This is a genomic window from Allomesorhizobium aridi, from assembly GCF_043769475.1.
Lineage (GTDB): Bacteria > Pseudomonadota > Alphaproteobacteria > Rhizobiales > Rhizobiaceae > Allomesorhizobium.
In genome coordinates this window covers 4,638,882-4,660,373 of sequence record NZ_CP171729.1, presented here as the reverse complement: position 1 = coordinate 4,660,373, position 21,492 = coordinate 4,638,882, and the positions used below count along the sequence as shown (strand labels likewise).

At 65.0% G+C, this 21,492-nt stretch carries 16 protein-coding genes and 3 pseudogenes; 16 read left to right on the top strand and 3 right to left on the bottom strand.

Going from position 1 to position 21,492, the window contains the following annotated elements; genetic code table 11:
• Positions 1–22 precede the first annotated feature (22 nt).
• From ACG873_RS25055 to ACG873_RS25030, 6 genes are all read left to right on the top strand, one after another.
• Entirely contained in the window at positions 23–1,300 is a 1,278-nt protein-coding gene (locus tag ACG873_RS25055; RefSeq protein ID WP_394888491.1) for a hypothetical protein, read from the top strand.
• 145 nt (positions 1,301–1,445) lie between these two features.
• Positions 1,446–2,744 (top strand): ABC transporter substrate-binding protein, encoded by a 1,299-nt coding sequence (locus ACG873_RS25050; RefSeq protein ID WP_394888490.1) that lies wholly within the window; start codon positions 1,446–1,448, stop codon positions 2,742–2,744.
• Positions 2,745–2,830: 86 nt separating this feature from the next.
• Positions 2,831–3,712: a branched-chain amino acid ABC transporter permease gene (locus ACG873_RS25045; protein WP_394888489.1), complete on the top strand. Its 882-nt coding sequence runs from the start codon at positions 2,831–2,833 to the stop codon at positions 3,710–3,712.
• Complete coding sequence (locus tag ACG873_RS25040) at positions 3,709–4,674, top strand: branched-chain amino acid ABC transporter permease (RefSeq protein ID WP_394888488.1); 966 nt, start codon at positions 3,709–3,711, stop codon at positions 4,672–4,674. Before ACG873_RS25045 ends, ACG873_RS25040 begins: the two co-directional genes overlap by 4 nt.
• Entirely contained in the window at positions 4,671–5,396 is a 726-nt protein-coding gene (locus ACG873_RS25035; RefSeq protein ID WP_394888487.1) for an ABC transporter ATP-binding protein, read from the top strand. The genes ACG873_RS25040 and ACG873_RS25035 overlap by 4 nt, the downstream gene beginning before the upstream one ends.
• Positions 5,393–6,100, top strand: coding sequence for an ABC transporter ATP-binding protein (locus ACG873_RS25030; protein WP_394888486.1), 708 nt, complete (start codon positions 5,393–5,395; stop codon positions 6,098–6,100). The genes ACG873_RS25035 and ACG873_RS25030 overlap by 4 nt, the downstream gene beginning before the upstream one ends.
• A gap of 20 nt (positions 6,101–6,120) precedes the next feature.
• On the opposite strand, the gene pncA is transcribed toward ACG873_RS25030, so the two are convergent.
• Positions 6,121–6,720, bottom strand: a complete 600-nt coding sequence (gene pncA, locus ACG873_RS25025; protein ID WP_394888485.1) for a bifunctional nicotinamidase/pyrazinamidase — start codon at positions 6,718–6,720, stop codon at positions 6,121–6,123.
• A 192-nt stretch (positions 6,721–6,912) separates the two neighbouring features.
• On the opposite strand from pncA, the gene ACG873_RS25020 reads away from it, so the two are divergent.
• The 6 genes and pseudogenes from ACG873_RS25020 (at position 6,913) to ACG873_RS24995 (ending at position 14,346) form a co-directional block, all read left to right on the top strand.
• On the top strand, positions 6,913–7,776 hold the full coding sequence (locus ACG873_RS25020; RefSeq protein WP_394888484.1) for an FAD binding domain-containing protein: 864 nt from the start codon (positions 6,913–6,915) through the stop codon (positions 7,774–7,776).
• On the top strand, positions 7,773–10,706 hold the full coding sequence (locus tag ACG873_RS25015; protein WP_394888483.1) for a molybdopterin-dependent oxidoreductase: 2,934 nt from the start codon (positions 7,773–7,775) through the stop codon (positions 10,704–10,706). Before ACG873_RS25020 ends, ACG873_RS25015 begins: the two co-directional genes overlap by 4 nt.
• Positions 10,703–12,238 (top strand): 6-hydroxynicotinate reductase, encoded by a 1,536-nt coding sequence (locus ACG873_RS25010; protein WP_394888482.1) that lies wholly within the window; start codon positions 10,703–10,705, stop codon positions 12,236–12,238. Before ACG873_RS25015 ends, ACG873_RS25010 begins: the two co-directional genes overlap by 4 nt.
• A pseudogene (locus ACG873_RS25005) lies at positions 12,235–13,068 on the top strand (UPF0280 family protein); the annotation flags it as partial. The gene ACG873_RS25010 and the pseudogene ACG873_RS25005, both read left to right, overlap by 4 nt.
• Positions 13,069–13,304: 236 nt before the next feature.
• Positions 13,305–13,888, top strand: a pseudogene (locus ACG873_RS25000) (amino acid synthesis family protein).
• Complete coding sequence (locus ACG873_RS24995) at positions 13,885–14,346, top strand: MarR family winged helix-turn-helix transcriptional regulator (RefSeq protein WP_394893687.1); 462 nt, start codon at positions 13,885–13,887, stop codon at positions 14,344–14,346. Before ACG873_RS25000 ends, ACG873_RS24995 begins: the two are co-directional and overlap by 4 nt.
• 202 nt (positions 14,347–14,548) lie before the next feature.
• Here the strand turns inward: ACG873_RS24995 and ACG873_RS24990 are convergent, their stop codons facing one another.
• Both ACG873_RS24990 and ACG873_RS24985 read right to left on the bottom strand, forming a co-directional pair.
• Positions 14,549–16,285 carry a hydantoinase B/oxoprolinase family protein gene (locus ACG873_RS24990; RefSeq protein WP_394888481.1) on the bottom strand — a complete coding sequence of 579 codons (1,737 nt, stop codon included), beginning with the start codon at positions 16,283–16,285 and terminating at the stop codon, positions 14,549–14,551.
• Positions 16,286–16,546: 261 nt separating this feature from the next.
• On the bottom strand, positions 16,547–18,616 hold the full coding sequence (locus tag ACG873_RS24985; RefSeq protein ID WP_394888480.1) for a hydantoinase/oxoprolinase family protein: 2,070 nt from the start codon (positions 18,614–18,616) through the stop codon (positions 16,547–16,549).
• 204 nt (positions 18,617–18,820) lie between these two features.
• On the opposite strand from ACG873_RS24985, the gene ACG873_RS24980 reads away from it, so the two are divergent.
• The 4 genes and pseudogenes from ACG873_RS24980 (at position 18,821) to ACG873_RS24965 (ending at position 21,484) form a co-directional block, all read left to right on the top strand.
• The gene (locus ACG873_RS24980) at positions 18,821–19,648 is read left to right on the top strand and encodes a ferredoxin--NADP reductase (protein ID WP_394888479.1); all 828 of its coding nucleotides are present in this window, start codon (positions 18,821–18,823) and stop codon (positions 19,646–19,648) included.
• Positions 19,649–19,773: 125 nt separating this feature from the next.
• A pseudogene (locus ACG873_RS24975) lies at positions 19,774–20,186 on the top strand (DoxX family protein).
• A 24-nt stretch (positions 20,187–20,210) separates the two neighbouring features.
• Complete coding sequence (locus ACG873_RS24970) at positions 20,211–20,498, top strand: hypothetical protein (RefSeq protein WP_394888478.1); 288 nt, start codon at positions 20,211–20,213, stop codon at positions 20,496–20,498.
• Between the two features lie 251 nt (positions 20,499–20,749).
• The gene (locus ACG873_RS24965) at positions 20,750–21,484 is read left to right on the top strand and encodes an SDR family oxidoreductase (RefSeq protein WP_394888477.1); all 735 of its coding nucleotides are present in this window, start codon (positions 20,750–20,752) and stop codon (positions 21,482–21,484) included.
• Positions 21,485–21,492 lie beyond the last annotated feature (8 nt).

Sequence of the window (21,492 nt, the reverse complement as noted above, 5' to 3'; positions counted from 1 at the left end):
CGTCATTGGCGGGGCGATGGCCGTGGCGGCGAGTTTTCTTGTGCTGGCGGTGCTGCCGCCCAACCTGCTCGGGCGCGCTGCGGCGCTGCGCCTGCCGCTCGGCCGTATCAGCGATGGCGGGCGGATGTGGACCAGCCTGCTCTCGCTTGCCATCCTTGCGGTGCTGGTCGTTGCCGGATTGATCGGCAGCCGCGATCCGTTGTCCAACCCTCTGCCGCTGACAATATGGACCCTGCTCTGGGTCGGGCTGACACTGGTGCACGGCGCGTTTGGCGATGTCTGGGCGTGGATCAATCCGTGGTACGGGCCATGGCGGCTTGTCTCGTCGGCATCTCCGCGCTTGGGTAACCGCGCCATGCCGGCCGGGCTCGACTACTGGCCGGCGCTGGTTTTGTTTGCCGGCTTCGCGTGGTTCGAGCTGGTCTATCCGGCGCCCGACGATCCGGCGCGGCTGGCGATTGCGGTGGCGCTCTACTGGGCCACGAGTTTCGCCTGCATGCTGGTTTTTGGCTACGAGGGCTGGAGCCGGCACGGCGAGTTCCTGTCGGTGTTCTTCCGCATGGTTTCGCGCTTTGGGGCGGTGGAAGCATGGCCGGAGATCGCCGCAGGCAAGCGCGGGCTGTCGCTGTGCTTTCCCGGAGCAAAGCTCTGGCGCGCAAAACCCCTGCCGCCGAGCGGCATGCTTTTTCTGCTGCTGACGCTGAGTTCGGTGTCGTTCGACGGGTTTTCCAAGACGTTCCTGTGGCTCGGCTTCAACGGCGTCAATCCGCTGGAGTTTCCCGGCCGCTCGGCGCTGGTCGGCATCAACAGCGCCGGACTGGCGTTGATGTTTGCAGCGCTTGCGGCGATCTATCTCTTTGTGGTCTGGGTTGGCGAGCGTCTGGCCGGAGGCGGTCATCCGTTTCGCGAGGCGGCAGGGCTTTTCGTCTGGTCGATCGTGCCGATCGCGCTCGCCTATCATTTTTCGCATTACCTGACCGCGCTGCTGGTCAACGGCCAATATGCGCTGGTGGCAATTTCCGATCCGTTCGGTTGGGGGTGGAATCTGTTCGGCACGGCGCATCTCCATATCGGCGCCGGTTTGACAATGGGTTCGGGCGCGGCGTGGACGATCTGGAACTTCCAGGCGGCGGCGATCGTCGGCGGGCATGTGCTGGCGGTGCTCGTCGCCCATGCGCTGGCATTCCGCCTGCATCCGTCGCCGGCCAAGGCTGCGCTCAGCCAATTGCCGCTGACGCTCTTGATGATTTTCTACACGGTTTTCGGGCTGTGGCTGCTGTCCACTCCGACCGCCGGCTGAGCCTACGACAGGTCCGTCATGACCCTGCGGCAAGCGCTCTTGCCATGCCTTGGGTTTGATGATTTAGTTTGTACACATGCAATTTTCCGCTTCGAAAATGGGCGAAGCGAGCACGCGTTCATAACTCAAAACAAGGGGAACCGGCATGATCGACAAGAACAGGAATTCGGGCCTGATCGGCCTGAACCGCCGCAGCGCGCTCAAGGGTCTGGCGGCGTCTGCCGGGCTGATGGCGGCGCCCGGTTTCGTACGCTATTCGCAGGCGCAAAGCTCGGCTCCGATCAAGATCGGTTTCCAGGCGCACCGCACCGGCATCGGCGCCGCCTATGGCCGCTGGTACGAGAAGACGACCGCCGCCGCGCTCAAGCTCATCAACGAGGCCGGCGGCATCAATGGCCGGCCGGTCGAGATCATCACCGAGGACGACGGCACCGATCCCAAGCGCGGCGCCGAGGTGGTCGGAAAGTTCGCCAGCCAGCACAAGACCGACATCGTCTTCGGCACGCTGTTTTCGCATGTCGTGATCGGTTCCGCGCCGACCGCGGGCGAGCTGAAAATGCCCTATTACGTGGTCAGCGAGGGCCACCACGTCGCCTCGACCAAGATGAATCGCTACTGCTTCCAGCCCGGCATTACCGACGTGAAGAGCCAGGTGATTTCGATGGCGCCGTGGATCGCCGCCAATGTCGGCAAGAAGATCACCATGATCTACCCTGATTTCGCTTTCGGTCACGACCATCGCGACTATTTCACACCGGCGATCGCGGCGCAGGGCGGCGAGGTCATCGCCCAGATTCCGATCCCGCCGACCGAAAGCTCGTTCACCCGCTACTTCCCGCAGATTCCGGCCGAGACAGAGGTGATCTACCACGTCATGGTCGGCCCGGCCGTGCTGACTTTCGTGAAAGAGCTCGGCGAGTTCTACGGCACCAACCGGCCGCAGCTGTTCGGCTTCATCGACTCGCTCGAGGCGGTCGACATGGCGAGCCCGGGCCTCGAATTCCTCGAGGGCAGCCATTTCTGGGAAGGCATGCCGCGCTATCTGCAGCCGGACGCGTCGGACGCGGTGAAAGCCTATCGCAACGCCGTTGGCATCGACGAGAACGGCGCAGCCGTCGGCGACCCGAAGGACGTTTCGACCTCAGCCCATATGTTCGGCTGCTGGGAGACGCTCTATGTCGTCAAGCAGGCGATGGAAGCAGCAGGCTACAAGGGCCCGGAAGACCGCGGCAAGCTCGTCGAGGCGACCGAGGCGCTGACGGAATTCAAGGAAGGGCCGGAACATCCGCAGGGCGACAAGACCTTCAACGGTAAGATCCACCAGTGCTTCGGCCACCAGAACATTTCCGTCGTCGAAGGCGGCAAGCTGAAGGTGGTGCACCGGACCTCGATCGAGGACGGGCTGTACGAGCCCGAGGGCGATTACACGACGCAGGCGTTGTGAGTTTTCGGCGGGATGAGACTGCCGAATTCTACGATACCACTCTGCCCTATCGGGCAGGGTGGTATGTCCTAACGCGGCCTGCCTGAATGTCCTTCGGCCCCCACCTCCTCCTTGCCGCGCTTGAAGGCCTGGTCACTTCCGCCGTGCTGGCGCTGACAGCGCTGGGCTTGTCGCTGGTGTTCGGCGTCATGCGCGTGGTCAATGTCGCGCATGGCGAGTTCTTCATGCTGGGCGCCGTACTTGCCTGGTGGATCGCCTCGCTCGCCACCGGCCATCCAGCAATCGGCTTCCTGCTGGCGCTCGTCTTCAGCCCGCTGATCGTCGGCGCAATCGCGCTGGTGGCGGAGCGGCTGGTGCTGCGAAGGCTGAACTACAATCCGGAAGCCACGATCGTCGCCACTATCGGCATGCTCTACATCATCCAGCAGCTGGCGCTGACCTTCTACGGACCCGAGGCGCGGCCGGTCGAGGCGCCGTTCAGCTACCGCATCCTGCTGCCGTGGTTCGGCTATTCCGGCTACAAGCTCTCGGTCATCGCCTTCTCCGCCATCCTGCTTCTGGCCACCTGGTTCGTGCTGACCCGTACGAAAATCGGCCTCGTCATGCGCGCCACGCAATACGACCGCGAGACGGCGCAAGCCTTCGGCATTCCGGTCGGCTGGGTCTATGCCGGCGTCTTCGCGCTCGGCGCGATGCTGGCGGCGGTCGCTGCCGTGCTGGTCGTGCCTATCCAGCAGGCGCACTATCTGATGGGGCTCGATCCGCTGCTTCTGTCCTTCATCGTGGTCATCATCGGCGGCCTCGGCTCGCTGCGCGGCACAGTGGTCGCAGCCGTGCTGATCGGCTTAAGCGACGGCATCATTTCGGTGTTCTTCTCGCCGACGCTGGCCAAGATAATCGCCACGCTGATCGTTGCAATGGTGCTGGTGTTCCGCCCGCAGGGCCTGTTCGGCACGGCGGCCAGATGAACGCGAAAGATTCGACCGGGAAAGTATATCTGCTGCACGCCGCAGTCATCGCCGCGCTATTCGCGCTGAACTTCGTGCTGCCTGAATACCATCACGGCGTGCTGGCGCGCGTCATGGTGCTGGCGGTCTTCGCCATGGGCTACAACATCCTGTTCGGCTATTCCGGCCTGCTCAGCCTCGGGCACGCAATGTTTTTCTCGGCTGGGCTCTACGGCGCCGGACTGACCGTCTCGCATCTCGGCTGGGGCATGGCTTCGGGCTTTGCGGCAGGCATCGCTTCCGGCGCATTGCTGGCGCTGGTCATAGGCGTGCTCGCGCTGCGCACCACCGGCGTCGCCTTCATGATCGTCACCATGATGTTTGCCCAGGTGTTTTATCTGCTGACGCTTTATTTCGCCGAATGGACGCGCGGCGATGAAGGGTTTGTCATCAGCCAGGAGGCGCGACGCATCACGCTTGGCGACCTGCATTTCAACCTGACCGATCCGGCGACCCGCTACATGGCGGCGCTGGTGCTTTTCTCGGTCGTGCTGCTGGTCACGCTGGCGATCGTTCGCTCGGCGCATGGCCGCGTTCTGGTGGCGATCCGCGAGAACGAGGAGCGGACCCGCATGCTCGGCTACGATACTTTTGCCAACAAACTCACTGCCGTCGTCGTTTCGGGCGTCATCTGCGCCGCCGCGGGAGCCTCCTATGCGCTGCTCTTCGGCTATGTCGGCTCGACTTTCGCCACGGTGCAGTATTCCATCCTGCCGCTGCTCTGGGTGCTGCTCGGCGGCGCGGCGACCACGCTCGGTCCCTTGGTCGGAACGCTGTTCATGTTCTACGTGGTGGACATCACCAGCGGCTACACCTCGGCTTACCTGCTGATCGTCGGCGTCGCGCTGATCCTGCTCGTGCTCTATTTCCCGAAAGGCATACTGGGCACGGTGCGCGAGCGGTGGGTAAGGTGGCTGCCATGACGCCGCTTCTCACGACCAGGAACCTCGGCAAGCATTATGGCGGACTTCACGCCGTCGACGGCGTCGACTTCGCCATCATGCCTGGCGAGATCCGCGCCGTGATCGGCCCCAACGGCGCCGGCAAGACCACCTTCGTCAGCCTGATCTGCGGCCGCGTGCCTCCTACTTCCGGCGAGATCGTGTTCGACGGCAACGACATCACCGACCTGCCGGCGCATGACCGGGTGCGGCGCGGCATCGCCTACACGTTCCAGATCACCAGCGTGTTTTCCAACCTCACCGCCTACGACAATGTCGCGTTGCCGGTGCAGCGCACGCTGACCGACGGGCGCTCCAAGGGGCGCCTGCATGCGGGCGTGATGTCGGCGCTCGAGCGCACCGGGCTGGCCAATCGCGCCGACACGATTGCCGGGGCGCTGTCCTACGGTCACCAGCGCCTGCTGGAAGTGGCGATGGGGCTGGCGCTGAAGCCGCGCCTGCTCATCCTCGACGAGCCGACACAAGGGCTTTCGGACGGCGAGATCGCCGGCTTCATGGACCTCGTGCGCGAGATCGCGCGCGACGCAACGGTGCTTTTGATCGAGCACAACATGCAGGTGGTTATGGGGCTCGCCGACCGCATAACCGTGATGAACGCCGGAAAAATCCTGGCCGAGGGCACGCCCGAACAGATCCGCGCCAATGCCGAGGTGCAGCGCGCCTATCTCGGAACCGAAGCATGACCAGCGCGCTGACGATTTCCGGGCTCGACTGCTTCTACGGCGAGGTGCAGGTGCTGCATGGCTTGAACCTCGAACTCCGGAAGGGCGAGGTGCTCTGCCTGCTCGGCCGCAACGGCGCCGGCAAGACCACGACGCTGAAGGCGATCATGGGGCTGGCGCCGGCACGCTCCGGCTCGATCATGCTCGATGGCCATGACCTGACCAAGCTCGCCGTGCACGAGGTGCCCAGAGCGGGCGTCGCCTATGTCCCGCAGGGGCGGCGGCTGTTCGCCGAGATGACCGTCGCCGAGAACATCGAGATCGGGCTGATGACGCGCGGCAAGGGAAGCGCCGTTCGCGAGGCCGTCCTCGACCTCTTCCCCGTTTTGCGCGAACGCCTGCGCCAGCGTTCCGGCACCCTGTCCGGCGGCGAGCAGCAGATGCTGGCCATGGCCCGGGCGCTCTGCCTTGAGCCCGAAGTGCTGCTGCTCGACGAGCCTACCGAAGGGTTGATGCCGTCGATGATCGCGAAAATCCGCGAGACGGTAGCAAAACTGCGCGAGCGCGGCGTATCGACGATCCTGGTCGAGCAGCGCGTCGACGCCGTGCTGTCGGTCGCCGACCGGGTGTCCTTCATCGAGAACGGCCGCGACCGCGAGACCGTCGGCGTGGAAAAATTGCGCGAGGACCCGGCCTTTGTGCAGCGCTATGTTGGGGTGGGGTAGCGCTCACTGAAACGGCTCAGTCAGACCAGCCTCACGCCTGCCTCGCGCATCGTGTCAGTCATCTGCTTCAGCGAGCCGCCGAGATCGATGGCGCGGCAGGCGTCGAGACGCACGGTCGTATGGAAGCCTTGTTGCACCGCGTCGAGCGCCGAATAGGCGACGCAATAGTCCGTCGCCAGCCCGACCAGCGTCAGTTCCTCGATCCCGCGCTCGCGCAGATAGCCTGCAAGGCCTGTCGGCGTGGCGTGGTCGTTCTCATAGAACGCCGAATAGCTGTCGATCGCGGTGCGGACTCCCTTGCGGATGACCATTTCGGCCTTCGTACATTGCAGCGCCGGGTGGAACGCCGCGCCGCTGGAGCCCTGGATGCAGTGATCGGGCCACAGAGTCTGGCCGCCATAAGGCATCTGGACTGTCTCGAACGGCTGCTTGCCGGGGTGTGTCGAGGCGAAGCTCGAGTGCCCCGCCGGGTGCCAGTCCTGCGTCAGCACGACGTGATCGAAGCGCTGGATGAGGTCGTTGACCAGAGGCACGATCTCGTGCCCGCCGGCGACCGGAAGCGCGCCGCCGGGACAGAAATCGTTCTGGAGATCGATGACGATCAGTGCCTGCCGGTCCATGATTTCAATCCTGCATTTGCTTCGGCGATCCGGGCAAGGTTCGGCCGAAAGCGGCATCGCCGTCAACCGGCTTTCGCCTCGCAATACCGCCGCAACGGCGACCGGGCCAAAACTCCGCTTTGACAATCCACGCGGCCTTGATATCATTTGCGTACGAATGAATTTTGACCGGCCGGCGCCGGGAGGCATTGCGTGATCCGTTACGCGAAACCCACCGATCTCGACGATGCGCTTGCCCTGCTTGGCGAGACGCAATGGCGGGTTCTGGCCGGCGGCACGGATTTTTATCCCGCATTAGGGTCAAAGCCGCTCAGGGAAAACGTGCTCGATATAAATGGGCTCGCGGAACTGCGCGGCCTCGCGGAAACCGCCTCGCATTTCGTCATCGGCGCGCGCACGACATGGACGGATATCGTCAAGGCGGACCTGCCGCCTGCATTCGATGCGTTGCGGCAGGCCGGGCGCGAGGTCGGCTCGGTGCAGATCCAGAATACCGCCACCGTTGCGGGCAATCTGTGCAACGCCTCGCCAGCGGCTGACGGCGTGCCGCCGCTGCTCATTCTTGATGCGGATGTAGAGCTGCACTCGCTCGGCGGGACGCGATATCTGCCGCTGGGCGATTTCATCCTGGGCAATCGGCGCACGGCCTTGCAGCCCGGCGAAATGGTGACCACGATCCGCGTGCCGAAAAGCTCGGCCGTCGGCGCGTCTAATTTCCAGAAGCTCGGTGCGCGGCGCTATCTGGTCATTTCGATCGCCATGGCCGCCGCGCGGGTTGTCGTGGGCGAGGACGACCGCATAGCCGACGCCGCAATCGCGGTCGGCTCCTGCTCGGCGGTGGCCAAACGCCTGACCGGCCTGGAAGCCGCATTGCGCGGCCGGACTGCCGGGCCGGCGCTCCGGGACGTTATCGCCGAGGCGCAACTGGCGGAGCTGTCGCCGATCGACGACGTGCGCGGCACCGCGGAATACCGGCTCGACGCTGCGCGTGAGATCGTCTTTCGCGCGGTCATGGCTGCGAGCGGTTATTCCGGCACCGAAACGGTGGCTGCATGAACATGCACATTGATTTCGAGCTTAATGGCGCTGCTGTGTCGGTCGATGTTTCGCCGGTGGCGCGGCTGTCTTCGGTGCTGCGCGACGAACTCCATCTGACAGGCACCAAGGTCGGCTGCGACGCGGGTGATTGCGGCGCCTGCACCGTGCTTCTCGACGGCGAGCCGGTGTGCGGCTGCCTGACGCCCGTTGCATCGACCGGCGGCAGGAAGGTGCGGACCGTCGAGGGCCTCGCCAATGGCAGGCTTTCGGCGCTTCAGGCGTCCTTCCTCGAACACGGCGCTGCTCAGTGCGGCATCTGCACGCCGGGCCTGCTGATGGCGGCGACCGCACTTCTAGACAGGAATCCGCATCCGGATGAGAGCGAAGTCCAGGACGCGCTCGGCGGCGTGCTCTGCCGCTGCACCGGCTATCGGAAAATTATCGCGGCGGTGATGGATGCTTCGCACCGTGCACAGCATGCGAACGGTGGCGCCGCCCCTCATCCGCCTGCCGGCACCTTCTCCCCGCAAGTGGCGGAGAGAAGAGAGGCTGCCGCGATGCTGATGCCCCCCTCTCCCTGTCCTGAGCTTGTCGAAGGATCACGGGAAGAGGGTAAGGGTGAGGGGCAGATGCCGATTGCCCTCGCTTTAGAAAGGCGCGAGGCAGGGTTCGACCGCCGCCTCCCGCCGGCCGGCCATGCCGTCGGTGCGTCTCCGGTCAGGCTTGATGGCGTTGCAAAAGTCAGCGGTGCGGAAAAATTCGGCGGCGACTCCTTTCCGGTCGAAGCACTTTACGTCCTAGTCGTGCGCTCGCCGCATTATCACGCGCGCTTTTCTTTCGGCGATCTCGACGCCTATGTCGCAAGTAATCCCGGCATCGCCGGCGTCTTCACCGCCGCCGATATTCCCGGGGTAAACAGATTCGGCGTCATCCCGCCCTTCGCCGACCAGCCGGCACTTGCCGAGGGCAGCGCGCGGTTTCGCGGCGAGGCTGTCGCGCTGATTGCTGGCGAGCGCGCTGTGATCGCCGATCTCGACCTGACGCAATTCCCCGTGACGTGGACCGAATTGCCGCATGTGCTGCAGCCGGGCGAGGCGCAGGCCGAGGACGCTTTCGAGATTCATGCCGGGCGGGGCCGAAATCTGCTGACGGCGGGCTTCGTCGAGCGCGGCGAACCCGAAACCGCTCTCGCCAATGCCGCTCATACAGTCTCCGGCGCGATCGAAACCTCCTATGTCGAGCACGCCTACATCGAGCCGGAAGCCGGTTTTGCCTGTATGGACGGCGACACGCTGGTCGTCACCGCCTGCACCCAGGCGCCCTATATGGACCGCGACGACACGGCAAAAGTGCTTGGCCTGCCGCCCGAAAAAGTCCGTATCGTGCCGACAGCCACCGGCGGCGGCTTCGGCTCCAAGCTCGATGTCTCGCTGCAGCCGCTGGTCGGCCTCGTCGCGCTGAAGACCGGCCGTCCGGCGGCTCTCGCCTACACCCGCAACGAATCCATGATGTCGACCACAAAACGCCATCCGGGATCGATGAAGGCGACGATCGGCGCTAATGCCGACGGGATTGTCTGCGGGATGATCTTTTCCGGCGATTTCAACACCGGCGCCTATGCGAGCTGGGGGCCGACGGTGGCCAACCGCGTCCCGGTCCACGCGTCGGGTCCTTATGTGACGCCGCACTACCGCGCCGAGGGCCGCGCCATCCATACCAATGGCCCGATCTCCGGCGCGTTTCGCGGCTTCGGCGTGCCGCAGGCGACGATCACGCAGGAAACGCTATATGACGAGCTGGCCGCCAAGCTAAGCATGGATCGCCTTGAGTTCCGCTTGAAGAATGCGCTTCGAAACGGGTGCGAAACGGTTACTGGGCAGGTGCTTTCGGCAGGTGTCGGCATTGCCGATTGCCTCGAAGCGCTGAAGCCGCATTGGGCGCGGGCGCTTGCCGACGCGGAGAGCTTCAATACGAAACACGGCGACCGCAAGCGCGGCGTCGGCATCGCTTCGTGCTGGTATGGCTGCGGCAACACCTCCTTGCCCAACCCATCGACGATCAAGCTCGGCATTTCGGCTGACGGCGCGGTCGGGCTGCATCAGGGCGCGGTCGACATCGGCCAGGGCTCCAACACCGTCATCGCCCAGATCGCGGCGGATGCGCTGGGTGTGCCACTCGAAACGCTTCGGTTGAAGAGCGCCGACACCGCAATCACGCCCGATGCCGGCAAGACGTCGGCCTCGCGCCAGACTTTTGTCAGCGGCAAAGCGGCTGAAAAGGCCGCGCGCGCCTTGCGCGAAAAAATCCTGCGCTTCGCCAATGTCTCGGAAAAGGCGACGCTGCAATTCGAGGGTGCAACGCTTGTCATCCGCGAGGGCGATGCGGTCCGCCGCCTCGATCTCGCCGGCATGAAAGCCGATGCTGACGGGTTCGTCTTCGGGGCGGAGGAAACCTACGATCCACCGGTGACGCCGCTCGATGCCAAAGGCCAGGGCAAGCCCTACGCGCAGTATGGGTTCGGCGCGCAGATCGCCGAGCTCGAAGTCGATATGAAGCTCGGCACGGTCAAGCTGCTAAAATTCACCGCGGCGCACGATGTCGGCAAGGCGATCAATCCCGTGCTTGCCGAAGGCCAGATCGAGGGCGGCATCGCCCAAGGCATCGGCATGGCGCTTATGGAAGAATATATTCCGGGCCGCACCGAGAACCTGCACGACTATCTCATCCCGACGATCGGCGACGTGCCGCCGATCGAAACCATCTTGATAGAAGTTCCGGATCCGGAAGGACCTTTTGGGGCCAAGGGATTGGGCGAGCATGTGCTGATCCCGACAGCGCCCGCGATCCTCAACGCGATCCGCCACGCGACCGGCGTTCTGGTGACGAAAGTGCCGGCGACGCCGAGCCGCATCCGCGCGGCGATCCGCGAAGCGGAAGCGCACCGATGAGCGAATTGTCCGAACGCTTCGAAACGGCGGAGGCCGGCGCAAAACAGGTCGGCGAAAAGATCCGCTGCGACGCCTGCCCGGTCATGTGCTACATCGCCGAGGGCCGCACCGGGGCCTGCGACCGCTACGGCAATGTCGGCGGCAGGATCGTGCGCTGCGACCCGCTGACCATTTTGGAACACACCGCCGAGGCGGGTTCGGCTGTCGTGTCCTTCGCCGGCGAGGAATGGGACGGCGAACTGGTCAATACGGGAAGGCGGTTCGTCACGGCCATCGGCGCCGGCACGACCTATCCCGACTATAAGCCTGCGCCCTTCATCATCAGCCAGGAAGTCGAGGGCGTCGATCTCGTGACCGTGGTCACGGAAGGGATTTTCTCCTATTGCGGCGTCAAGGTGAAGATCGACACGGACCGCCACATCGGCCCCGAAACGGCGACGGTGCGGGCGCAGGGCGAGGCTGTCGGCCATGTCACCACCGGCGAATACGGCTCGCAGATGCTGTCGCTGGGCGGCGTCCATCATCTGACCGGCGGCTCGAAGGCGGAAGGCCGCGTGACCTGCGAAACGCTGCTTGACCTGTGCAACCGCAAGCCGGTGGAGCTTGCGGTCGACGGCGGCGCGACGATCATCGTCGAAGCCGGCAAGGCGCCGATCATCGACGGGCAGATGGAGCACCGCATGCGCGTCGGCTGCGGTTCGGCGACCATCGGCATGTTTGCTACGCAGTGGCGCGGACTGGTCGACGAGGTGGTCGTGGTGGACGACCATATCACCGGCGTGGTTTCCGAGCATCAGGCCGGCAAGGTGCTGGGCTGGGAGGACACCGGCATCAAGATTCTTGGCCGCCGCTCGACGCCGGGGCGCTATTTTAAGGTTTCGGAGCCGGGCGTCGGCTGGGGCGGCACGACGATCTCCGATCCGCTGTCGATTCTCGGCGATTGGAACCCGAAGAAGGGCGCGCGACCCGGCCTGTCGCTGCTGATGGTTTCGACCACCGGCGAGCAGTTCGCCTATTTCGAGCTCGACGACGATCTGAAGCCCGTCGAAAAGCCGTTTCCAGAAAGGCTGAGAAAATCCGTCGGGCTGATCGAGGACAATTGCGAGCCGGCGCTGTGCACGGTGCTGTTCGTCGGCGGCGCGGGCGGGTCGCTAAGGGCCGGCGTGGTCGAGAACCCAGTCAACCTGACCCGCTCGGTGCAGGGGCTGAACACCTATGTCACGGTCGGCGGCGCGCCCACTTATATCTGGCCGGGCGGCGGCATCACGCTGATGGTCGACGTGATGCGGGTGCCGGAAAACGCCTTCGGCTATGTGCCGACGCCTGCTTTGGTCGCGCCGATCGAATTCACGCTCCGCCGCGACGATTATCTTCGCCTCGGCGGCTACGCCTCGGAAATCCGCACCGTCGAAGACATCGTCGCCTCCGGCGGCGAATATCTGAACCCGCGCGCGCAGAAGGCAGCGGCCGCCGACAATCCGTGGCCGCCGCTGCAGCAATTGCGCCGCGTGCCGCCCGGAGGCGCGTCATGACCGGCCCGCAGGCGAACTGGCTGGAGGACGGGCGGCGGCTTCACCTCAATCACGGCCCGATCGATCTGATCGTCGAGGCCTTTGGCGAGCCCAAGGAAATGCACGCCGCGTATGGCCAGGCGGTGGCGCGCTTCGAAACCATTCTGACTGAGCTTGTGGAGGAATTGCCGGAACTGCGCCGCCCGGCCGGGCTGCGGCCACGGGCTTTCGCCGGTCCGACGGCCCGGCGGATGGAGCGCGCGGTGTGTCCCCACGCAAAAGACTTTATCACGCCGATGGCGGCGGTCGCGGGCTCGGTCGCAGACGAGCTTATGGCGGCCATGCTTGCCGGACGGACGCTGCAAAAAGCCTATGTCAACAATGGCGGCGACAGCGCGTTGCATCTTGGCGACGGCGAGACAATGAGCATCGCGATCGCCGGCACGGGCCATGGCTTTGCCGACCGCGTGACGATCCAGGCGGAAGACCCGGTGCGCGGGGTCGCTACGTCCGGCTGGCGCGGGCGCAGCCATTCGCTTGGCATAGCCGATGCGGTCACGGTGCTAGCGGCGGATGCCGCGGCAGCCGACGCCGCCGCGACGATCATCGCCAATGCCGTCGACCTGCCGGAGCATCCCGCAGTCGAGCGGGCGCCGGCTTCGTCGCTCCAGCCGGACAGCGATCTCGGGGAGAGGCTGGTGACGGTGGGAGTAGGCGCGCTTTCTAGCGCGGACGTGGCGGCGGCGCTCGACGCCGGACTTGCAGTCGCCGAGGATTGCTGCCGGCAAGGGCTTATAGAGGCAGCGGCGCTATTCCTCGGCGGTGAGACCCGGGTCTGCGGAGCGCTCGCCGACATGGACTCCGTCCATAATTTGACAAAAGAACCCCCTCCGCCTCGCTTCGCTCGGCACCTCTCCCCCATTCCATGGGGGCGAGGAACCGGAGCCAGCGAAGGTCAGCGCTTCCTCGCCCGTGCGGAGCGGGGGAGAGGTGCCGAGCGAAGCGAGGCGGAGAGGGGGCATAAGGTGCGGCGTCAAAAGGCAATATCCTGAAATGTTCGTCTCGGACCAAATAGAACGAGGAACCCATGCCTGAATTCCCCATCCGGAAGATCGCCGTGCTCACCGAGGAAATCTTCCACGAGGGTGGGCCGGTGGCGGCGGAGCCGCGGCGGCGGGCGGCGGCACTTGCGCTGGTGAAGAACCCGTTTGCGGGCCGCTATGTCGAGGAACTGCAAGGCGCCATGGACGATCTGAAGCCGCTCGGCCTCATGCTTGCCGACCGGCTGATTTCGGCGCTTGGCGGCGATCCGAAGTCGATCGACGGCTACGGCAAGGGCGCAATCGTCGGCACGGCCGGCGAGCTCGAGCACGGCGCGCTGTGGCACGTGCCGGGCGGCTACGCCATGCGCGAAAGGCTGGGCGACGCCAAGGCGATCGTGCCTTCGGCCAAGAAGGTCGGCGCGTTCGGCTCGCGGCTCGACGTGCCGCTCGGCCACATCAACGCGGCGTACGTGCGCAGCCATTTCGACGCCATGGAGGTCGGCGTCGGCGACGGCCCGCGGCCCGACGAGATCTGTTCTGCCTCGCCATGACGATCGGCCCGCGCATTCACAACCGCATGGGCGGGCTGGAGGCCGACGGCATCAAAGCATGGGACGGCCTGCGATGAGCGGCGAGGAGGCGATCCTGAAACTGGTCGACGCCGGCGAGCCCGGCGTGGAAGGCTATCGCCTCCAGGACCAGGTCGGCTTCATCCTGCGCCGTGCGCACCAGCGCCATGTCTCGATCTTCGCCGCTCATATCGCCGACCTGACGCCGCCGCAGTTTGCCGCCCTCGCCAAGCTGCGCGATGTCGGCGAAACCTCGCAGAACCAGCTCGGACAATTGATCGCCATGGACGCCGCGACGGTGAAGGGCGTGATCGACCGTCTCAAGGCGCGTGGCTTCGTCGAACTGACCAGGCACGAGGTCGACAAGCGCCGCCTGCTGGTCAGCCTGACCCCGGAAGGCCGCGAAGCGGTCGAGCGCCTGATTCCGCTGGCGCAGAAGATCACCGAGGAGACACTGTCGCCGTTGACGGCGAAGGAAATTCCGGTGTTCATGAAGCTGCTGGCGAAGCTTGCGTGAGGGGACGCGAACGCCGATTCCGTTGGGCCGTCAGTGCTGCTCCTCACCCTTACCCTCTCCCCGTAAGAACGGGGAGAGGGGGCGGCAACATTGGAGTTTCCTCCTCCCGGTAAGGAAGGGAAAGGAGATCCGGCGTGGCAACTGCGCTCCTCTCCCCGTCCTTACGGGGAGACGAAGCCGGCAGGCAGGTGAGGGGGCGGCGCTAAGCTTCCCGCAGCTTGCTCGTCGCCTCCCGGTCTAGGTCCGAGCCAACAATCACCACCCCGAACATCTCCGCCGCCTGCTCGGCCGTGTAATATCCCAACCTCACATCCCGCTGCACCAGCGCCGGGTCGCGCAAAAGCGGATCACCGTAGCCGCCGCCGCCGGGGGTCCCGACACGGACGCGGTCGCCGGCCTTCAGCGGAATGTCCTGTTCCTTGGACAGGTGTTTTGGCACATGCGCCTTGCCGTCGCGGAAAACGGTGACGGTGTTGACCGCGCCGTCCTTGCCGCCGCAGGCGCCTTGCGGCCCGGTACGGCCGTGATCCATGACGAAGGATGCTCGCGCTTCGCCGCGCAGTATCTCGACCTCGTAGGCGAGGCCGAAGCCGCCGCGGTGCTTTCCTGCGCCGCCCGAGCCTTCTCGCAGGGCATAGTGGCGGTAGAGCACGGGATAGGCCTGCTCCATGATCTCGACCGGCGGCGATTTGGAAATGCCGATGGTAGAACACCCATTTGTCAGGCCGTCGTGGAAAAAATTGCCGCCATAGCCGCCGCCGGAAATCTGGTACATGACGTAGTCGCGGCCGCGCGCCGGGTCGTTGCCGCCGAGCGCGAAATTGCCGCTGGAGCCGGCCGGTGCGGCAGTGACTTTTTCCGGCAGCGCCTGGACCATGGCGGCGAACACCGCCTCGGCGATGCGCTGCGACACCTCCGCCGCGCAACCCGACACCGGACGCGGATATTTCGCATCGAGGAAGGTGCCTTCCGGCCGTTTAACGATCAGCGGCTCGAACGCGCCGGCGCTGATCGGCACGTCGGGAAAGATGTGGCGCATGGCGAGATAGACGGAGGACAGCGTGGTGGCGAGTACGCTGTTCATCGGGCCGATGCAGGGCGGGCTGGATCCGGAGAAATCGAAGGAGAGCGTGTCGCCACTCTTCTCCACAGACAGCGCGATCGTCAGCGGCTGGTCGACGACGCCATCGGAATCGACGAATGCTTTCGACCGGTAAACGCCGTCCGGGATGGGCGCGATATGCGCTCGCATCTGCTCGGCGGCGCGTTTTCTCAGCTCGGAAATCGCCGCGACAACAGTTTCGTCTCCGTAACGATCCAAGATGGCAAAGAGCCGCTCCCGCCCGACATAGAGCGCGGCGGCCTGGGCGCGGATGTCGCCGATGCGCTGGTCGGCAACGCGGATGTTGGAGCATATGATCGCGTAGATTTCCGGATCGAGTTTTTTCCGCTTGAACAGTTTTACCGGCGGCAGCCTCAGCCCTTCCTGCTCCACCGCCGTCGCCGAGGCGGAAAACCCGCCCGGCACCGAGCCGCCGATATCGGGCCAATGTCCGGTGTTGGACAGCCAGCAGAAGATCTTTCCGCCGCGCCAGACCGGCATGACGAAGCGCACATCCATCAGGTGCGTGCCGCCGAGGTAGGGGTCGTTGACGATGTAGATGTCGCCTTCTTCGGGCGGCAAACAGCGGCCGTCGGCGATCATCTCGATCAGTGTCTTCGTCGAATACTGCATCACGCCGACGAACACCGGCAGGCCTTGCGATCCCTGCGCGATCAGCGAACCGTCCTCGGCCGAATAGATGCCGTCGGAGCGATCGTTGGCCTCGGCAATGACGGGCGAGAAGGCGGCGCGGGAGAACGTGAGATCCATCTCGTCGCAGGTTTGCTGCAGCGCGGCCTGGATGACGGAGAGGGTGATGGCGTCGAGGGGGGTCATACTGTCACGCCCTGCCGTCGTGAACTTCGGTGTCAACGTGACCGGACGGGGCGAAACCCCCCTCTCCGTCTCGGGCTTCGCCCGATCCACCTCTCCCCCACGTTGTAGGGGCGGGGAACCCAAGCCATGAGAAGCTCGCGGCCGCATCGCGGCAGCGGTTCCTCGCCCCTGCGTAGCGGGGGAGAGGTGGCTCCGGCGAAGCCCGAGACGGAGAGGGGGTTCTGCGCGCCTTCGGTATCGAAGCTTGCCTTTGACAGCCGCTCATCTCCCAACCTCGATAACAATATTCCCGTCCGCGTCGGTCGTGGCCCAGTCGCCGGGTTCCAGCACCGTCGTCGCGTCCATCTGCTCCAGGATCGCCGGCCCGGCGATCACCGCGTCGAGCGGCAGTTTTTCGCGGGCATAGACCGGCGTGTCGTGCCAGCTTTCATCGTACCAGACCGGCCGGATCTCGCTCAGAGCACCATTCAGCGTGTCGCGGCGTCCGTCCGGGTCGATCAGCCGGGACAGGTCGACCGCCGGCCGAACGCCGATGACGGAGGTGTTGAGATTGACCAGATTGGCGCGGATTTCCGGCAGCTCGACCTTGAAGCGAGCGAAATAGGCCTCTTCGAACAGGCGCTGCAGCAGGTCGCGGCCAGGATTGGCCGAGGGCAGCGGCACGTTGAGAATGTGGGTCTGGCCGACAAACTGCATGTCGGCGGAATGGCTGTAGCGGATTGTTTCCGGCTGCACCGCTTCCTTGGCGATCAGCGCCGCGCCCTCGGCGCGATGCCGTTCCAATATCTCACGGATACGCGCTTCATCAACGGTGGCCACCGGCTGGTTGACGGTATTGACGAAATCGTGGCGCAGATCCGCGACGACGCAACCGAGCGCGTTGGTGATGCCGGGCCGGGCCGGCACCAGCACTTTCGGCAGGCCGAGCTCGCGGGCAAGGGCGGTTGCGTGCAGCGGCCCGGCGCCGCCGAAGGCGAACAGCGCGAAATCGCGCGGATCGTGGCCGCGCGACACCGACACCATGCGGATCGCGCCGGCCATTTTTATGTTGCCTAGGCGCAGCACCGCGCCGGCAGCTTCCACGCCGGAAAGCCCCGTCGGCGCGCCGATCTTCTCCTCGAAGATCGCGCGGACATGGTCGACCGTGACCGGGTTGTCGACGGCGAGCAGTTTCTTCGGATCGAGCCGGCCGAGCACCAGGTTGGCGTCGGTGATCGTCGGTTCGGTTCCGCCGCGGCCGTAGCAGATCGGGCCGGGATTGGCGCCAGCGCTTTCCGGGCCGATCTGGATCAGGCCCGAGGCGTCGACGCGCGCGATCGAGCCGCCGCCGGCGCCGACCGTATGGACGGCGACCATCGGCACGTGGATCGGCATAGCGTATTCGATCTCGGTCTCGTTGGAGACGGCCGGCTCGGCATTCTGGATCAGCGCGACGTCGGTCGAGGTGCCGCCCATGTCGTAGGTGACGAGGTTTTCGTAGCCGGCGCGCCTGCCGGTATAGGCCGCCGCGATCACCCCGGAGGCTGGCCCCGACATCACGGTCTTGGCCGATTCCCGGGTGACGAAACGGGCGGAGATCATGCCGCCATTGCCGTTCATGATCAGGAAGTCGCGGGCATAGCCGCGCGCCTCCAGTTCCCGCCGCAGCCGCTCGACATAGCGCTCCAGGATCGGCTGCACCGAGGCGTTGACGGCGGCGGTAACGCCGCGCTCGAATTCGCGCGCCTCCGAAAGCAGCGAATGGCCGGTGGTGATGTAGCCGTTCGGCCAGAGTTCGGCGGCGATCTCGGCCGCCCGTTTTTCATGTTCCGGATTGGCATAGGAGTGGAGAAAATGGATGACGAGGGATTCGCAGCCGGCTTCGAGCAGTTGTGACACCGCTGTCTGCATCTCTTCCTCGTCGAGCGGAACGCGCACCGCGCCGGACCCTTCGACGCGTTCGGAAACTTCCAGCCTAAGATTGCGCGGAATGACGGGAACGAAGGTGCCGGTCATGCCGTAGGCCTGCGGTCTCGTGCGGCGGCCGAGTTCTATCACGTCGCGAAAACCGCGCGTGGTGATCATGCCGGTCTTGGCCAGCCGGCGCTCGAGCACGGCGTTGGTGGTGGTCGTCGTGCCGTGCACGATGAGGTCGATGTCTGCGACCGGAAAGCCGGTGTCGGCAAGTGCGGCCACCACCCCAAAAGCCTGGTTGTCGACGGTAGTCGGCGTCTTGGCGATATGCACCTTGCCGCCGCTGCGGCCGTCGATCAGCAAAAGGTCGGTGAAGGTGCCGCCGACATCGATGCCGGCGACGATTCCGCCCCCGTTTGCCGGAAAATTCTCAGCCATGCGCCAAACCCGAAATGCCCGGACTAAGGATGCGGCGCAGTTTGGAAGAGTGTTTCCCACCGCTATCTTGACCTGAATATCGTTTGTACACTAATAAGTTTGCTAGACAAGAGTTTCCCGCTTCGGGATTTTTGGCAGCGCCCCGGCCGAAAGGCTTAGCGGCGCAGCGGCAAGATTTTGCCGTCAAGACAAGGCTTTGGGTTCATGAATACTGCAGCAGCCCTGAACATCAACGAGGCAAAGCCGCTCGGGTTTCCGATCCCGGCCAATGTTTACGCCGAAACGGTGGTGTCGGTGAAGCACTATACCGACCGGCTGTTTTCGTTCCGCATCACCCGCCCGCAGTCGCTGCGCTTTCGCTCGGGCGAGTTCGTCATGATCGGCCTGCCCAATGCCGAGAAGCCGGTGTTCCGTGCCTATTCGGTGGCCAGCCCGAACTGGGACGACGAGCTCGAATTCTTCTCGATCAAGGTGCCGGACGGCCCGCTGACCTCGGAATTGCAGAAAATCGTCCCGGGCGACACGGTGCTGATGCGCCAGAAGTCGACCGGCACGCTGGTGGTCGACGCGCTGACGCCGGCCAAGCGGCTGTTCATGATCTCCACCGGCACCGGCATCGCGCCTTTCGCCAGCCTCCTGCGCGACCCCGAGACGTATGACAAATTCGATCAGGTCATTCTTACGCACACCTGCCGCGACATCGCCGAACTGGGGTACGGCCAAGAACTCTATGGCGAGCTCGAAAACGATCCGCTGATCGGCGAACTGACCGCCGGCCGCGTCACGCTCTATTCGACGACGACGCGCGAGCCGTCCGACTTCATGGGCCGCATCACCGCGCTGATCGGCTCGGGCAAATTCTATGCGGACCTCGGCATCGAGAAGCTTGATCCCGAGACCGACCGCGTCATGATCTGCGGCTCGATGCACATGCTGAAGGACGCCAAGGAACTGGTCGAAAGCCTCGGCTTCGTCGAGGGCTCCTTGAGCCATCCCGGCGCCTTCGTCGTCGAGCGCGCCTTCGTCGGCTGACGTGCCGGCGGGCGGAGCGTTGCGTCCGGCCTGTCCTTTTCAGCGAGCCTTGCCATATATCGCCTCGTCCGGGTGAGTGCGGCGGGCTGACTCGCGGAAAACCGTTCCGAAGGAGGCGACCTGCAATGCTTGACAATCTCTTCCGCTATCAGCCGTACGCGCTTGGCGTGCTGCGCATCATGACGGCGTTGCTGTTCATCGAGCATGGCACGCAGAAGCTGATCGATTCCCGCCGTCCATGGAGGGCGGAGCCGGCGGATTGGACGGCATGACGCTGGTCACCGCCATATTGGAGGCGTTCGGCGGTTTTCTGATCCTGATCGGCTTTCTGACGCGGCCGGTGGCGTTCATCCTGTCAGGCTTCATGGCCGTCGCCTACTTCATGGCGCATGCGCCGCAGAACTTCTTCCCCGTCAACAATATGGGTGATGCCGCGATCCTGTACTGCTTCATCTACCTCTATCTGTTCGTCGCGGGACCGGGCGCGTGGAGCGTCGATGCTTCGCGCCGCGGTGTGAGCGAGTCGGGCGTGGCGTAATCCCACGGGTCGAGGGAGGCGCAAATGGCCGTTGTCGATGTGATCTGCGGAGCCATCGCGCAACGCCGTCTGCTTTCCTTCACCTACAAGGGTGAGGCGAGGATCGCGGAGCCTTTCATCCTGGGCTACGACGAGCATGACGACCTCGTCCTCTCGGCGGTCCAGACGGCCGGCGGCAGCGGCATCGGTTTCCGCACATTTCCGATCGAGGGCGTGACATCGCTGAAAGTCATGGACCAGAAATTCTCCGGCTTCCGGCCGCAATACAATCCGCGCGACCGCTTCTTCGCGCGCATCATATGCCAAGTGTAGCGCTTGCGGGATGCCGGCGCGCCCTCCGTTGCCGAACCGGCGGCCGCAAGGCTGGACCACGAAAAAATCCGTCGCGCGGAGCAACGGATTTCCTCGCGGCGGCCTCGGTCGCGTTGACGGGCCGCCGCGGAGAAACTAGAGCATGGGCCCGAACCGGGGTCCGCGGGCGAACGCTGCGAACCTGCCGAACGAGTTGATGCGCCGAAACTTGGGAGCCCGCCGGGCTCTGCCACCGCGTGCGGAGAATTGCGATGACGGGAGATCTGGCGGGCAAGACGGTTCTGGTGACCGCAGCGGCGCAAGGGATAGGCCGCGCGACCGCACTCGCCTTCGCTCGCGCCGGCGCCCAGGTGCACGCCACCGACATCAACGAGAAGCTGCTCGGCGAGCTTGGGCGCGAGGACGGCATATCCGTCAGCAGGCTGGATGTCCTGGACGACAATGCCGTCGCCGCGGCGCTGGCCGATATCGGCGGCATCGACGTGCTGTTCAACTGCGCCGGCTTCGTCCATGCCGGCTCGATCCTGGACATGAAGGAGGGCGATCTCGATTTTGCCTTCGACCTCAATGTGAGATCCATGGTGCGGACCATCCGCGCCGTGTTGCCCGGCATGATCGCGCGCGGCGGCGGGGCGATCATCAACATGGCCTCGGTCGCTTCGAGCATGAAGGGCGTGCCGAACCGCTTCGCCTATTCCACGACCAAAGCCGCCGTGATCGGCCTGACCAAGTCCGTCGCGGCCGATTTCGTCGGCCAGGGCATACGCTGCAACGCCATCTGCCCCGGCACGGTCGAGAGCCCGTCGCTGGAAGGCCGGATGCGGGCGCAGGGCGATTATGAACAGGCCCGCGCGGCCTTCATCGCGCGCCAGCCGATGGGCCGCCTAGGCACGCCCGAGGAAATCGCCGACCTCGCCGTCTATCTCGCCGGTGCGACCTATACTACCGGCCAAGCCTATGCCGTCGACGGCGGCATGACGATCTGATCCCAAAG